11 protein-coding genes and 2 pseudogenes are annotated in these 15,021 nt (G+C 71.4%); 11 read left to right on the plus strand and 2 right to left on the minus strand.

What is annotated here, in order from left to right; translation table 11 throughout:
- Nucleotides 1-9: 9 nt before the first annotated feature.
- The 7 genes and pseudogenes from B1L07_08640 (at nt 10) to B1L07_08670 (ending at nt 7,105) form a co-directional block, all read left to right on the plus strand.
- Nucleotides 10-855, plus strand: a complete 846-nt coding sequence (locus B1L07_08640; GenBank protein ID AUZ55141.1) for a chemotaxis protein CheR — start codon at nt 10-12, stop codon at nt 853-855.
- Nucleotides 852-1,448, plus strand: coding sequence for a chemotaxis protein CheD (locus tag B1L07_08645; GenBank protein ID AUZ55142.1), 597 nt, complete (start codon nt 852-854; stop codon nt 1,446-1,448). Before B1L07_08640 ends, B1L07_08645 begins: the two co-directional genes overlap by 4 nt.
- Nucleotides 1,445-2,521 carry a chemotaxis response regulator protein-glutamate methylesterase gene (locus B1L07_08650; protein AUZ55143.1) on the plus strand — a complete coding sequence of 359 codons (1,077 nt, stop codon included), beginning with the start codon at nt 1,445-1,447 and terminating at the stop codon, nt 2,519-2,521. Before B1L07_08645 ends, B1L07_08650 begins: the two co-directional genes overlap by 4 nt.
- 75 nt (nt 2,522-2,596) lie before the next feature.
- Nucleotides 2,597-2,767, plus strand: a pseudogene (locus B1L07_08655) (hypothetical protein).
- A gap of 123 nt (nt 2,768-2,890) precedes the next feature.
- Entirely contained in the window at nt 2,891-5,050 is a 2,160-nt protein-coding gene (locus B1L07_08660; GenBank protein AUZ56526.1) for a bifunctional diguanylate cyclase/phosphodiesterase, read from the plus strand.
- Between the two features lie 93 nt (nt 5,051-5,143).
- Nucleotides 5,144-5,932, plus strand: a complete 789-nt coding sequence (locus tag B1L07_08665) for a YggS family pyridoxal phosphate enzyme (protein AUZ55144.1) — start codon at nt 5,144-5,146, stop codon at nt 5,930-5,932.
- A gap of 85 nt (nt 5,933-6,017) precedes the next feature.
- Nucleotides 6,018-7,105: pseudogene (locus B1L07_08670) on the plus strand (hypothetical protein).
- Nucleotides 7,106-7,189: 84 nt separating this feature from the next.
- Here B1L07_08670 and B1L07_08675 read toward each other — a convergent pair.
- Both B1L07_08675 and B1L07_08680 read right to left on the minus strand, forming a co-directional pair.
- Entirely contained in the window at nt 7,190-7,918 is a 729-nt protein-coding gene (locus B1L07_08675; protein AUZ55145.1) for a histidine utilization repressor, read from the minus strand.
- A 19-nt stretch (nt 7,919-7,937) separates the two neighbouring features.
- Nucleotides 7,938-9,308 carry a formimidoylglutamate deiminase gene (locus B1L07_08680; protein ID AUZ55146.1) on the minus strand — a complete coding sequence of 457 codons (1,371 nt, stop codon included), beginning with the start codon at nt 9,306-9,308 and terminating at the stop codon, nt 7,938-7,940.
- 61 nt (nt 9,309-9,369) lie between these two features.
- On the opposite strand from B1L07_08680, the gene B1L07_08685 reads away from it, so the two are divergent.
- The 4 genes from B1L07_08685 to B1L07_08700 all read left to right on the plus strand — a co-directional run bounded on the left by B1L07_08685 (nt 9,370) and on the right by B1L07_08700 (nt 15,003).
- Complete coding sequence (locus B1L07_08685) at nt 9,370-10,578, plus strand: imidazolonepropionase (protein AUZ55147.1); 1,209 nt, start codon at nt 9,370-9,372, stop codon at nt 10,576-10,578.
- A 124-nt stretch (nt 10,579-10,702) separates the two neighbouring features.
- On the plus strand, nt 10,703-12,244 hold the full coding sequence (locus tag B1L07_08690; GenBank protein ID AUZ55148.1) for a histidine ammonia-lyase: 1,542 nt from the start codon (nt 10,703-10,705) through the stop codon (nt 12,242-12,244).
- A gap of 243 nt (nt 12,245-12,487) precedes the next feature.
- Entirely contained in the window at nt 12,488-13,336 is an 849-nt protein-coding gene (locus B1L07_08695) for an N-formylglutamate deformylase (GenBank protein ID AUZ55149.1), read from the plus strand.
- Nucleotides 13,333-15,003, plus strand: coding sequence for a urocanate hydratase (locus B1L07_08700; protein ID AUZ55150.1), 1,671 nt, complete (start codon nt 13,333-13,335; stop codon nt 15,001-15,003). Before B1L07_08695 ends, B1L07_08700 begins: the two co-directional genes overlap by 4 nt.
- Nucleotides 15,004-15,021 lie beyond the last annotated feature (18 nt).

Raw genomic sequence — 15,021 nt, forward strand, 5'->3', positions numbered from 1 at the left:
GGTCGCCCGGTGTCCCTGCCCGCTCCCGCCTCCCGCGATTTCGAGTTCAACGACCGCGACTTCCGCCGTGTCTGCGAGCTGATCCACAAGCGTGCCGGCATCGCGCTGGCGCCGGCCAAGCGCGACATGGTGTACGGCCGCCTGTCGCGGCGGCTGCGCGCCCTGGGCCTGCACTCGTTCCAGGACTACCTGGACCAGCTCGAGCGCGACGGCGGCGATGAGTGGCAGGCGTTCACCAACGCGCTGACCACCAACCTGACCTCGTTCTTCCGCGAGCCGCACCACTTCGAGAAGCTGCGCGAGGAACTGCTGGCGCGCGCGCACCGCGCGCCGCTGCAGATCTGGTCGTGCGCGGCCTCCACCGGCGAGGAGCCGTACTCGCTGGCGATCACCGCCTGCGAAGCGTTCGGCACCCTCACCCCGCCGGTCCGCATCCTCGCCACCGACGTCGATACCCAGGTGCTGGCCACCGGCGCGCAGGGCGTTTACCCGCTCGAGCGCATCGCCGGGCTCGATCCGGCGCTCAAGCGCCGCTACTTCCAGCGTGGCACCGGCCCCAACGAGGGCAAGTGCCGGGTGCTGCCGGCGCTGCGCAGGCTGATCGAGTTCCGCCAGCTCAACCTGCTGGCCCCGCGCTACGACGTCGGCGGGCCCTACGACGCGCTGTTCTGCCGCAACGTGATGATCTATTTCGACAAGCCCACCCAGCGCGGCATCCTGTCGCGGCTGGTGCAGCACATGGGCGACGACGGCCTGCTCTATACCGGCCATTCCGAGAACTACCTGCACGCGGCCGACCTGATCCAGCCGTGCGGGCGCACCCTGTACCGGCGCGTGCCCGGAGCCGGCGCATGAGCCTGCCCGCCCACGCCGACGACGTGATGCGCTACCGCGACACGCGGTTCCAGACCATTGCCGCCAAACTGCTGCCCACCCAGTACCTGGTGGTGGATGACGACACCGCGCTGACCACCACCCTGGGCTCGTGCGTGGCGGCCTGCATCCGCGACCCGGTGCTCAAGATCGGTGGCATGAACCATTTCCTGCTGCCCGACGGCAACGTCGGCGATGGCGCCCCGGCGCGTTATGGCAGCTATGCGATGGAACTGCTGATCAATGACCTGCTCAAGCGCGGCGCCCACCGCAAGCGCCTGGAGGCCAAGGTGTTCGGCGGCGCCAACGTGCTCAAGGGCTTCACCAGCAACCCGGTCGGCACCCGCAACGCCGAGTTCGTGCGCCAGTACCTGCGTGCCGAGCACATCCCGGTGATCGCTGAAGACCTGCTCGGCATCCACCCGCGCAAGGTCTGGTTCTTCCCGCAGACCGGCCGGGTGGTGGTGCAGCGCCTGCCGCATGCGCACGAAGCCGAAGTCGCCGCCGCCGAATCGGCCGTGCGCGCCCGCCTGTCCAAGGCCCCGGTCACCGGTGGCGTGGAGCTGTTCGAATGAGCCTGCAAGCCCCCTGCCGCGTTCTGGTGGTCGACGACTCGGCGCTGGTCCGGCAGATCCTGTCCGATCTGCTGGCGCGCGACCCCGGCATCGAGGTGGTCGGTACCGCGTCCGACCCGTTGATCGCGCGCGAGAAGATCAAGCGCCTGAACCCGGACGTGCTGACCCTGGACGTGGAAATGCCGCGCATGGACGGGCTGGCGTTCCTCGAAAACCTGATGCGCCTGCATCCACTGCCGGTGGTCATGGTGTCGTCGCTGACCGAGCGCGGCGCCGACACCACGCTGCAGGCACTGGCGCTGGGCGCGGTGGATTTCGTGGCCAAGCCCAAGCTCGACGTGGCCCGTGGCCTGGAAAGCTACGCCGCCGAGATCTGCGCCAAGGTCAAGATGGCCGCGCGCTCGCGGGTGCGGGCGCTGGCGGTCCCGGCGCAGGCCAGGCGCACCCTGGACACGATCGCCCCCAGCGCGGCCGGCGCCTCGTCGCTGAAGTTCCGCACCACCGACCGCCTGATCGCCATCGGCGCCTCGGCCGGCGGCACCGAAGCCCTGCGCGTGGTGCTGGAAATGATGCCCGCCGACGCCCCGGCCATCGTCCTCACCCAGCACCTGCCGGCCAGTTTCAGCACCGCCTTCGCCGAGCGCCTGGACCGCCACTCGGCGATGTCGGTGCGCGAGGCCAGCGATGGCGAAGCGATCCTGCCCGGCCATGCCTACCTGCCGGCCGGTGGCCGCCACCTGCGCATCATCCGCGACGGTGCGCGCTGGCGCTGCCGCATCGACGACACCCCGCCGGTGAACCTGCACAAGCCGGCGGTGGACGTGCTGTTCCGTTCGGTGGCGCAGAACGCCGGCGCCAACGCCATCGGCGCCATCCTCACCGGCATGGGCGACGACGGCGCGCGCGGGCTGCTGGAAATGAAGCAGGCCGGCGCCCGTACCCTGGTGCAGGACGAAGCCAGCAGCGTGGTCTGGGGGATGCCCGGCGCGGCGTTCAAACTCGGGGCCGCCGACGAGGTGGTGCCACTGGAGCAGGTCGCCGCGCGCCTGCTGGCCTGGGCGCAACAGGGGTAAGCCATGTCGCGCGCCGACCCGCCCGGGCCACAGGCAGCGGCCACCGCGGCGGCCGCCACCGCCGCCGACACGGCACTGCGCCATTGCCTGCAGGACGCGCCGGACGGCATCGTGCTGCTCGACCGCGACGGGCGGATGGTGTTCGGCAACGGCAAGGCCTGCGAAATGCTCGGCCTCGGCGGCAGCGCCGACACGGCGCCGCTGCCGGACCTGCTGACGCCCGAGGAGCGTGAACGCTGGCTGCAGGCGCCACCCGCGCCGCTGCTGCTGGCCGCGCAGGCACGCCCGGGGCGGCCCGGCGACCTGTGGCTGTGCGCCGGCGAAGGCTGCCTGCGCGGCATGGCGGTGCTGCGCCCCGCCGACGCGCGCATGCACGAGCAGGCGCACATCCACCTGTTGTCGCAGGCGCTGGACAGCAGCGACAACGCGATCTTCCTGTGCGACGGCCAGTCGCGCATCCGTTACGTCAATGCCGGTTTCTCGCGCATGCTCGGCTATGCGCCGGAGGAAGCGCTGGGCAAGCTGCCGCGCGAACTGATCAGCGGCCCGCATACCGACGTGGCCACGCTGGACCGGCTGGGCGAGGAGCACCGCGCCGGCCGCGCCCACCGCGACCACCTGCTGGGCTACTGCAAGGACGGCAGCCCGCTGTGGCTGTCGGTGGTGGCCACGCCGCTGGCCGATGCCAGCGGCAGCCTGGTCAACGTGTTCACCGACATCACCGAGGCCAAGACCCACGAGGTCCTCAACGGCAAGGTGCTGGACGCGCTGGTGCGCGAAGAGCCGCTGGCGATGACCATGGCGCTGATGTGCCAGGAGGTCGAGCGGGTCGCGCCCGACCTGCGCGTGGTGGTGACCCGCAGCGAACCCGACGGGCAGTTGTGCACCCTGGCCGCGCCGGCCCCGCTGATGGCCGCCGGCACCTGCGGCTGGGAGCACCCGGCGTGCATGCAGGCGCTGCGCCGCGGGCGCGCGGTGGTCATCGAGGACATCGCCAGTGCGCCGCTGTTCGACAGCCAGCGCGACGCGCTGCTGGCCCTGGGCCTGCGCGCGTGCTGGTCCAACCCGATCCGTTCCACCGCCGGCCAGGTGCTGGGCACGCTGGCCTTCCATTGCCACCGCCCGGGCCCACCGACGGCCTGGCACCGGCGCCTGGCGGAGCTGTGCCTGCACCTGTGCGCGCTGGCGCTGGAACGCGAACAGGCGCGCTCGCGCATGCACCGGCTGGCGTTCTACGACGTTCTCACCGGGCTGCCCAACCGGCTGATGTTCAACGCGCTCAGCGAGCAGCCGCTGATGCAGGCCGAACAGCAGGACACGCCGATGGCGCTGTTGTTCGTGACCCTGGACCGCTTCAAGCGCATCAACGAAAGCCAGGGCCACGCCGCCGGCGACGGCCTGCTGCGCGACCTGGCGCGGCGCCTGCACGACATCGCCGGCCCGGAATCGGTGGTCGCCCGCCAGGTGGCCGACGAGTTCACCCTGCTGGTGCCGGGCTGCGCGCAGCACCAGGCCGTGGCGCTGTGCGAACGGCTGCTGGCGATGATCGCCGCGCCCACCGTGGTCGGCAGCATGACCCTGCACGCCAGCGCCAGCATCGGCGTGGCGATGTACCCGGACGACGGCCGCGCCCTGGAGACGCTGCTGCGGCATGCCGACCTGGCCATGCGCCGGGCCAAGGACGAGGGCGGCGGGCGCTTCCGCTTCTTCAGCGCGGACATGAACCGCCTGGCGCAGGAACGGCTGCTGCTGGAAGCCACGCTGCGCGACTCGCTGCGCCAGGGCGGCCTGCGCCTGCACTACCAGCCGCAGGTGCATGCCGATGGCCGCGGCCTCTACGGCGTGGAGGCACTGCTGCGCTGGCGCCACCCGCACCTGGGCGACATTCCGCCGTCGCGCTTCGTGCCGCTGGCCGAAGAGTGCGGGCTGATGGCCGAGCTCAGCCACTGGGTGATGGAGGAAGCCTGCCGCCAGCATGCCGACTGGCGTCGCCGCGGGCTGGACATCCCGCGGGTCGCGGTCAACCTCTCGGCCAGCGCCTTCGAGCTGCCCTCGCTGGCCGAGCAGGTGCGGCGGCTGCTCGAGCGCCACCAGCAGCCAGCGGACACCCTGGTGCTGGAGATCACCGAGGGGGTGATGCTCTCGGCGCAGCCGCAGGTGCCCGCCAACCTGCACGCGCTGCACGCGCTCGGGGTGCGGCTGTCGCTGGACGATTTCGGCACCGGCTATTCCAGCCTCAGCCACCTGCACCGGCTTCCGATCAGCGAGATGAAGCTGGACCGCAGCTTCATCAGCGAGATCGGGCACGACCCGGCCGCCGGCGCGTTGATCCTGTCGGTGCTGCGCATCGGCGAGAGCCTGGGCAAGCACGTGGTCGCCGAAGGCGTGGAAACCGAGGACCAGCGCCGGTTCCTGGTGGACAACGGCTCGCCGGTGCTGCAGGGCTACCTGTTCTCGCCGGCCCTGTCCGCCAACGCCCTGGAGCAATGGCTGGGCGAACAGGCGTACGCCCGCCCGCCGCGGGGCTGAGCGCCACGGCCACCGCCGCCGCCTGGTGGCGCGCCACCGGCACCACGGAAGGCCGATAATGCGCCCGCACCGCTGTTGCCCGAGGAACACCCCATGACGGACACCCCCACCCGCCACGACCAGCACGGCCGCTACCCGCGTGCCGAGACCGCCGACGATTTCCGCCACAACCTGGCCGCGGTGCAGGCGCGCATCGCCGCCGCCTGCCAGCGTGCCGGCCGCGACCCGGCCAGCGTGCGCCTGCTGCCGGTGAGCAAGACCATCGACGAGGCGCGGATCCGCCAGGCCTACGCCGCCGGCTGCCGCTTCCTGGGCGAGAACAAGGTGCAGGAGGCGCACCACAAATGGGAGGCGATGCAGGACCTGGGCGACCTGCACTGGTCGGTGATCGGCCACCTGCAGACCAACAAGGCCAAGCTGGTCGCGCGTTTCGCCAGCGAGTTCCAGGCACTGGACAGCCTGCGCCTGGCCCAGACCCTGGACCACCGCCTGCAGTTGGAAGGCCGCCAGCTGGACGTGTTCGTGCAGGTCAACACCTCCGGCGAGGACAGCAAGTACGGGCTGGCGCCGGCCGACGTGGCTGGTTTCATCGCCGCATTGCCGCGGTTCACGCATCTGCGCGTGCGCGGGCTGATGACCCTGGCGCTGTTCTCCGAGGACGCGGCGCGGGTGCGCGCGTGCTTCGTGCGCCTGCGCGAACTGCGCGACCGCCTGCGCCCGCAGGCACCGGAAGGCATCGGCCTGGACGAGCTGTCGATGGGCATGTCCGGCGACTTCGAGATCGCCATCGAGGAAGGCGCCACCGTGGTGCGCGTCGGCCAGGCCATCTTCGGCGCGCGCGCGCTCCCGGACAGCCACTACTGGCCGGCCGGCACCGGCTGAACGGGGGCGGACGGCGTCGCATCGGCTTCGCGCGAAGCGCTATAAACTGCGCGCCTGCACTCACCCTTGCTCACCGGACGCGACGATGTTTTCCTGGATCCTGGCCCTGCTGCTGGCACTGTTCGTCTGGGGCCTGACCTCCGCCTGGTTGTGGATGGTCAAGCGCCGGAAGACCGAAACCCAGCACGGCCTGGCCGCACTGGCGGGCATGCGCTGGCGGGAGTTCTCGCAGATCGTGCGGCGTGCCATGAGCGAACAGCGCGGCCTGCGCGATCTGTCCGGCGAGGATCACGGCGACCGCGGCACCAGCAGCGACTTCCTGATGGAACGCGCCGGCCAGCGTTGGCTGCTGTCGTGCAAGCACGGCCGCGCCTACCGCATCGGCGCGCCGGCGATCACCGAGCTGGGCGCGGCCCTGCGCCTGACCGGCGCGGCCGGCGGCATCCTGATCACCGAAGGGCGGGTTGAACGCGACGGCCTGGCCGCCGCCGAGAAGGAAACCATCGAGGTGCTGGACGGCCGCGTGCTGTGGCAGGTGCTCGCCCCCTGCGTGCCCGACGACATGCGCACGATGGTGGAAGGCATTGCCCGCCGCGAGGCGGTACGCCAGACCGGCATCGCCGCCCTCGGCGCGCTGGCGGTAGGTCTGCTGGCCGGCCTGGGCTACACCACCCTGCAGGTCGACGAGAACCTGACCACGCGTGCCACGGAGACCGCCGCGGCCGCGCCGCCGGCAACGGCTCCCGGCCCGTCCCCGTCCCCGGCGCCCGCCGCACCGGCCGCGGCGCCTGCGCCTGCGCCGGCTCCGGCCAAGACCGCAGCCGCGGCCACCCCCACCACGCGCGCGGCACCCGCCGTGGCGACCACCGCTGCCAGCGCCGGTGTCGGCAAGGCCGCCAGCGACGATCTCCAGGAAGATCCCGACCCCGACACCCTGCTGCGTTACCAGCAGGCCGTTTCCAAGAAACTGGCCGCCACCCCGGGGTGATCAGCGGCATCTGGCTGACCCGCTCCACCCTGTCGGTCGAACGCAGTGCCGATGACGCCACGGTGTGGCCGCTGATCTGCCGCGAGGTCGAGCATTACCCGGCGCTGCGCACCGTGCGCATCCAGCTCAATCCCCGCCCCGGCACCGGCGAGCCGGTGCGCTGGCGGCAGTGCCGGACCTTCTGACCCGTAGGTGCGGGGCTCGCCCCGCATGGGCGGTACGGTGAAATCCGCATGCGGGGCAAGCCCCGCATCTACAACGGCGGCTGGTCAGCGGCCGCCCGGCGCAAACCGCGCCACCAGGTCGTAGGCATCGCCGAGGAATTTCTGCCGCACCCAGGTGATGGGCATCTCGCCGCGCCAGGTCTGGCGGTCGATCACCAGGCAGGCGGTACCCACCGGCACCGCCAGCAGGGCGGCCTCGGCGGCGCTGGCGGCCACCGCGCTGATGCGGTGCTGGCCGCGTGTCCACGACACGTTCTGCAGCAGCCAGCTGCCCGGCGCATGGGTGGAAAAATCCACCGCCAGCGTCTCCGGGACGGCCTCGGGGTTGATCAGGCGCCGCTCCAGCGCCAGCGGGCGGTCGTCGGCCAGGTGCAGGCAGCGCATTGCCAGCAGCTCGCCCTCGCCCACCAGCCGCCCTTCCTCCGGCGCGGCGGCATCGGCGCGCCGCAGTTGCCGCTCCAGCAGCCTGAAACCGTAGCGGTGGCCACGCTCGTTCACCGCCAGCGCGATGTCGGGGATCTCCAGCGCCACCTGCTCCAGGTGCGGCGGTTGCCGCGCGACGAAGGAGCCGGCGCGGCGGCGGCGTTCGATCATGCCACTCTCGGCCAGCGCGGTGAGCACCTTGTTCACCGTCATCCGCGAACAGTCGTACTGCGCCATCAGCTCGTGTTCGTAGGGAATGCGGAAGCCCGGCGCCCACTCACCGCTGAGGATGCGGCTTTCGATGTCGCCGCGGATGCGCTGGTTGAGGCTCGGCGCCTTCCTGTTCTTCACTCGTGATTCCTGCCTGGGGTCAGCCCAGTATCCGCTGCAACGCGACCCGATAGCGCGCGGCGATCGCATCGCGGTGCACATGGCGGCCGTCCCGCACCCACTGCCGGCCGCCGCGCCATACCGAACGCACCGCGCCGCCACGCGCGGCGAACACCCAGCTGTCCAGCAGCGCGTCGCCGGCGCGGCCCTGCAGCGACGCATGCGCGGTGTCGAGCTCGACCAGGTCCGCCGGCGCACCGACCGCCAGGCCGGCAGCCACGCCCAGCGCCTGCGCGGCGCCTTCATGCGCCTGCTGGTACAGCCAGCGGCCACTGGAAAGCGAACCCGGCGAAACCACGTTGCGCCCGCGCAGCGCCAGCCGCTGACCGTACTCGAGCAGGCGCAGTTCCTCGGCCGCGTCGATCAGCACGTTGGAGTCCGAGCCCACGCCGAAGCGGCCGCCGTGGTGCACGAAATCGCGCATCGGGAACAGGCCGTCGCCGAGGTTGGCCTCGGTGACCGGGCACAGCCCGGCCACCGCGCCGCTGGCGGCGATATCACGCACCTCGTCCTGCTCCAGGTGGGTGGCGTGCACCAGGCACCAGCGCGTGTCCACCGGTGCATGCTGCAGCAGCCAGCGCACCGGGCGCTGGCCGCTCCACGCCAGGCAGGCCTCGACCTCGCGCACCTGCTCGGCGATATGGATGTGGATCGGCCCCGGCGCCAGCTCCACCAGCGCCTGCAGCTGCTGCGGGGTGCAGGCGCGCAGGCTGTGCGGCGCCAGCCCCAGCACCGCATCGGGCAGCGGCCGCAGCGCCTGCCGGCAGTCATCCAGCAGCGCCGCGAAGCCCTCGACGTCATGCAGGAACCGGCGCTGCGCCGGCAGTGGTGCGGCACCGCCGAAATCGCTGTGCGCGTAGAACACCGGCAGCAGGGTCAGGCCCAGCCCGGTATCGGACGCGGCCGCGGCGATGCGCGCGGCCATCTCCGCATGCCGGGCATAGCGCTGGCCATCGGGCGCGTGGTGCAGGTAGTGGAACTCGCCGACCCGGGTGAACCCCGATTCCAGCATTTCCATGTAGGCCTGCGCGGCCACCGCCTGGCACTCATCCGGGCCCAGCCGGTCCAGGAAGCGGTACATCAACTCGCGCCAGCTCCAGAAGCTGTCGCCCGCGCGACCACCGACTTCGGTCAGGCCGGCCATGGCGCGCTGGAAGGCGTGGCTGTGCAGGTTGCCCAGCCCCGGCACCACCACGCCCAGCGGCTGCGCGCCCGGCGCGGCCGGCGCATCGGCGGTCACCGACACGATGCGGCCCTGCGCACATTCGATACTCACCGCCTGCGCCCAGCCCTGCGGCAGCAGGGCGTGCGCGGCGTGGAAACGGACCGGACTGGAAACCTCGTTCGCCATCACTGGACACTCTCCGTGGGTGGTGATTATTGTATATACAAATAAACGCGGAAGGGTGCTCATGCACTGCGATACGGTCTGGCACAACGCCCATCTGATGACGCTCGACGAGGCCGCCGGCGGCCTCGGCATCGTGCGCGACGGCGTGGTCGCCGCCCGCGAGGGGCGCATCGTGCATGTCGGCCCCGCCGCCGCCGCGCCGGCCTTCGACGCCGCCCGGCGCATCGACTGCGGCGGCCGCTGGCTGGGCCCCGGCCTGGTCGACTGCCATACCCACCTGGTCTACGCCGGCAACCGCGCCAACGAGTTCGAGCAGCGCCTGCAGGGCGTGAGCTATGCCGACATCGCCCGCGCCGGCGGCGGCATCGTCTCGACCGTGCGCGCCACCCGCGAAGCCGACGACGCCGCGCTGCTGGCGGCCACCCTGCCACGGCTGGATGCGATGCTCGCCGAGGGTGTCACCACCGTCGAGATCAAGTCCGGCTATGGCTTGACCCTGGACGCCGAGCGCAAGCAGCTGCGCGTTGCCCGGCAGCTGCCGCAGCTGCGCCGGGTCGACGTGGTGACCACTTTCCTCGGCGCGCACGCGGTGCCGCTGGGCCGGCAGCCGCAGGCGTACATCGACGAGGTCTGCGAGGTGATGATTCCGGCCATCGCCGGCGACGGCCTGGCCGAAGCGGTGGACGTGTTCTGCGAGAACATCGCGTTCTCGCGCGAACAGGCCGCGCAGGTATTCGAGGCCGCGCACCGCCACGGGCTGGCGGTGAAGATCCACGCCGAACAGCTGAGCAACCAGCATGGCGCCGAGCTGGCAGCACGGCATGGCGCGCTGTCGGCCGACCACATCGAGCACCTGGACGAAGCCGGGATCGCCGCGATGCGCGCGGCCGGCACCGTCGCGGTGCTATTGCCGGGCGCGTTCTACTTCACCCGCGACACCACCGTGCCGCCGATCCAGAAACTGCGCCAGGCCGGCGTGCCGCTGGCGCTGGCCACCGACAGCAACCCCGGCACCTCGCCGCTGACCAGCCCGCTGCTGGCGATGAACATGGGCGCGACCCTGTTCCGCATGACCGTGGACGAATGCATCGCCGGCTTCACCCGCGAAGCGGCGCGCGCGCTCGGCCGCTTCCACCGCATCGGCCGGCTCGCCGCGGGCATGGACTGCGACCTTGCCATCTGGGACATCGACGCACCGGCCGACCTGGTCTACCGCATGGGCTTCAACCCGCTGCACGCGCGCGTGTTCCGCGGCGAACCGGCAGCGTAGGCCCCGGGCCCGCCCGGGGCGGCCATTCCGGCAGCCCCCATGCGCCGCGGCGCCGCACCCGCGGAACCCCAAAACCCGTGCGCGGCAAGCCCCGCACCCACCCTTGAGAACCTGGAGTAACCCGATGAATTCGCCCCTCACGCTTCGTCCCGGCCATGTTCCGCTGGCCCAGTGGCGCCAGATCCACCGCGGCGCCCGCGTGCGCCTGGACGCCGCGGCGCAGGCCGCGGTGCTGCACAGCGCGCAGGCGGTGGACGCCATCGTCGCCCGGGGCGAGCCGGTGTACGGCATCAACACCGGCTTCGGCAAGCTGGCCAGCGTGCGCATCGAGCGCGACGACCTGGAAACCCTGCAGCGCAATATCGTGCTGTCGCACGCCGCCGGCGTCGGCGAGCCGATGCCCGCCGACGTGGTGCGGCTGATGATGGCGCTCAAGCTGACCAGCCTGGCGCAGGGCGCCTCGGGCATCCGCCCGCAGACCCTGGCGCTGCTGGAGGCACTGCTGCAATACGATTTCGTGCCGGTGGTGCCGTGCCAGGGCTCGGTCGGCGCGTCGGGCGACCTGGCGCCGCTGTCGCACCTGGCCGCGGTGATGATCGGCGTCGGCGAGGCCTTCGTCGATGGCGTGCGGATGCCCGCGGTCGATGCGCTGGCACGGATCGGCCAGGCGCCGCTGACGCTTGGCGCCAAGGAAGGCCTGGCGCTGCTCAACGGCACCCAGTACTCCACCGCCTACGCACTGGCCGGACTGTTCGAGATCGAGACCGTGTTCCAGGCCGCGCTGGTCACCGGCGCGCTGTCGGTGGAAGCGGCCAAGGGCTCGGACACGCCGTTCGACCCGCGCATCCACCAGATCCGTGGCCAGCGCGGGCAGATCGCCACCGCCGCCGCGCTGCGCGCGCTGATGGCCGGCTCGGCCATCCGCGAATCGCACCGCGACAACGACGTGCGCGTGCAGGACCCGTACTGCCTGCGCTGCCAGCCGCAGGTGATGGGCGCGGCACTGGACGTGATGCGCCAGGCCGCGACCACGCTGGAGATCGAGGCCAACGGCGTATCCGACAACCCGCTGGTGTTCACCGATACCGGCGAAGCGCTGAGCGGCGGCAACTTCCATGCCGAGCCGGTGGCCTTCGCCGCGGACATGCTGGCGATGGCGGTGTGCGAGATCGGTTCGATCAGCGAACGCCGCACCGCGATGCTGGTCGACCCGGCGCTGAGCGGGTTGCCGGCGTTCCTGACCCCGAAGCCCGGCCTGAACTCGGGCTTCATGATCCCGCAGGTCACCGCCGCGGCGCTGGTGTCGGAGAACAAGCAGCGCGCCTACCCGGCCAGCGTCGATTCGATCCCGACCTCGGCCAACCAGGAGGACCACGTGTCGATGGCCGCGCACGGCGCGCGCCGCCTGCTGGCGATGGCGGAGAACGCCGCCAATGTCGTCGGCATCGAACTGCTGGCCGCCGCGCAGGGCTGCGATTTCCACGCCCCGCTGCGCTCCAGCGACGCGCTGGAAAACGTGCGCGCCAGCGTACGCGCGCAGGTGCCCACCTTGCAGGACGACCGCTACTTCCACCCGGACATGGTGGTCGCCACCGCGCTGGTGCGCGCTGGCGCGCTCGCCCGCGGGCTGGAGGGCGTGCTGCCGCAGGTGGAGACGATGCAGTAAACGCCGGACCCCTCTCCCATCAAGGTAGGAAGGGCTGCTTGCCGACCGCCGGTTCGACGTACTGCCAACGCCGCTGCGCCAGCGCGCCGGCCGCGGCGCGAGGCCGGGGCCGGGGCCGGGGAGCGAACGGAGTGCGGATGGTTCCGACATCGCCCGATCCGCCCGCCCCCATCCGGCGCGTCGCGCCACCTTCTCCCGCGGGAGAAGGCAACCGCCACCTCCCGCCAACGACAACGACATGCCATGAACTCCCATCCCGACTGGCTGCAGATCCACGAAGGCGATGCCCCGCTGATCGTCAGCTTCCCGCATACCGGTACCGGGCTGCCGGATGAACTCGCCGGCCATTTCGTGTCGCCGTGGCTGGCGCGGCGCGATGCCGACTGGTGGGTGCATGAGCTGTATGCCTTCGCCCGCGACCTGGGCGCCACCAGCGTGCGCACCGCGGTCTCGCGCTCGGTGATCGACGTCAACCGCGACCCGTCCGGGGTTTCGCTGTACCCGGGCCAGAACACCACCGGGCTGTGCCCGACCACCACCTTCGACAACCAGCCGCTGTACCGCGCCGGCCACGAACCGGACGATGCGGAGATCGCGCGCCGCCGCGAAGCCTACTTCGCGCCCTATCACGCCGCGCTGGCCGCGCAGATCGCGCGCCTGCGCCAGCGCCACCCCACCGTGGTGGTCTACGACGCGCACTCGATCCGCTCGCGCATCCCGCACCTGTTCGACGGCGAGCTGCCGCAGTTCAACATCGGCAGCGCCGGCCCCACCGGCGAGCCCGACACGTCCTGCGACAACGCGCTGACCGACGTGGTCGAGAACCTGTGCGCGCTCAGCGGCCTGGGCCATGTGCGCAACGGCCGCTTCAAGGGCGGCTGGATCACCCGCCACTACAGCGACATTCCCGGCGGCGTGCACACCCTGCAGATGGAACTGGGCTGCCGCGGCTACATGCACGAGCCAGCGCCCGCCGACGTGGACGAGCACAGCTGGCCCACGCTCTACGACCCCATCCACGCCACCGCGGTGCGCGACACCCTGCAACAGGTACTGCGCGCCTGCCTCGATTTCGCCCGGAGAGATGCATGAACACCCGTCACGACCCTTCCCGCAGCCCCCGCGCGCCGCGCGGCAACACGCTCAACTGCAAGTCCTGGCAGACCGAGGCGCCATTCCGCATGCTGCAGAACAACCTCGACGCCGAGGTGGCCGAAGACCCGGCCTCGCTGGTGGTCTACGGCGGCATCGGCCGCGCCGCGCGCGACTGGGAGAGCTACGACAGGATCCTGGAAACGCTCAAGCGGCTGGACGACAACCAGACCCTGCTGGTGCAGTCGGGCAAGCCGGTCGGCGTGTTCCCCACCCACCCCGATGCGCCGCGCGTGCTGATCGCCAACTCCAACCTGGTGCCGCACTGGGCCAACTGGGAACACTTCAACGCGCTCGATAAGAAAGGCCTGATGATGTACGGCCAGATGACGGCCGGCTCGTGGATCTACATCGGCAGCCAGGGCATCGTGCAGGGCACCTACGAGACCTTCGTCGAGATGGGCCGCCAGCACTACGGCGGCAGCCTCGCCGGCAAGTGGATCCTCACAGCCGGCCTCGGCGGCATGGGCGGCGCGCAGCCGCTGGCCGCCTCGCTGGCCGGCGCCAGCAGCCTGACCATCGAATGCCGCCAGAGCAGCATCGACTTCCGCCTGCGCACCCGCTACGTGGACGAACAGGCCGCCGACATCGACGACGCGCTGGCACGCATCGCCAGGTACACGGCCGCCGGTGAAGCCAGGTCCATCGCCCTGCTCGGCAATGCCGCCGAGATCCTGCCCGAGCTGGTGCGCCGCGGCGTGCGCCCGGACTGCGTCACCGACCAGACCAGCGCCCACGACCCGGTGCACGGCTACCTGCCGATCGGCTGGAGCGTGGAGCAGTGGCTGGCCGAACAGAAGACCCACCCGGAGAAGGTCCGCGACGCCGCCAAGGCAGCCATGCGCGTGCACGTGGAAGCCATGCTCGCCTTCCACGCGCAGGGCATTCCGACCGTCGACTACGGCAACAACATCCGCCAGATGGCGTTCGACGAAGGCCTGGAGAATGCGTTCGACTTCCCGGGCTTCGTGCCCGCCTACGTGCGCCCGCTGTTCTGCCGTGGCGTCGGCCCGTTCCGCTGGGTGGCGCTGTCCGGCGATCCGGAGGACATCTACCGCACCGATGCCAAGGTCAAGGAAATCATCGCCGACGACCCGCACCTGCATCGCTGGCTGGACATGGCGCGCGAGCGCATCAGCTTCCAGGGCCTGCCGGCGCGCATCTGCTGGGTCGGCCTGGGCCTGCGCCACAAGCTCGGCCTGGCCTTCAACGAAATGGTCCGCAACGGCGAACTGAAGGCGCCGGTGGTGATCGGCCGCGATCACCTGGACAGCGGCAGCGTCGCCTCGCCCAACCGCGAGACCGAGGCGATGAAGGATGGCAGCGATGCGGTGTCCGACTGGCCGCTGCTCAACGCCATGCTCAACGTCGCCGGCGGCGCCACCTGGGTGAGCCTGCATCACGGCGGGGGCGTCGGCATGGGCTACAGCCAGCACTCCGGCGTGGTCATCGTCTGCGATGGCAGCGAAGCCGCCGACCGGCGCATCGCCCGCGTGCTGTGGAACGACCCGGGTACCGGGGTCATGCGCCACGCCGATGCCGGCTACGACATCGCCCTCGACTGCGCGAAGGAAAAGGGGCTGGACCTGCCGGGCATCCTCGGCTGATCCATCCGGCCACTGGCG

The sequence above is a fragment of the Stenotrophomonas acidaminiphila genome (assembly GCA_002951995.1).
GTDB lineage: Bacteria > Pseudomonadota > Gammaproteobacteria > Xanthomonadales > Xanthomonadaceae > Stenotrophomonas > Stenotrophomonas acidaminiphila_A.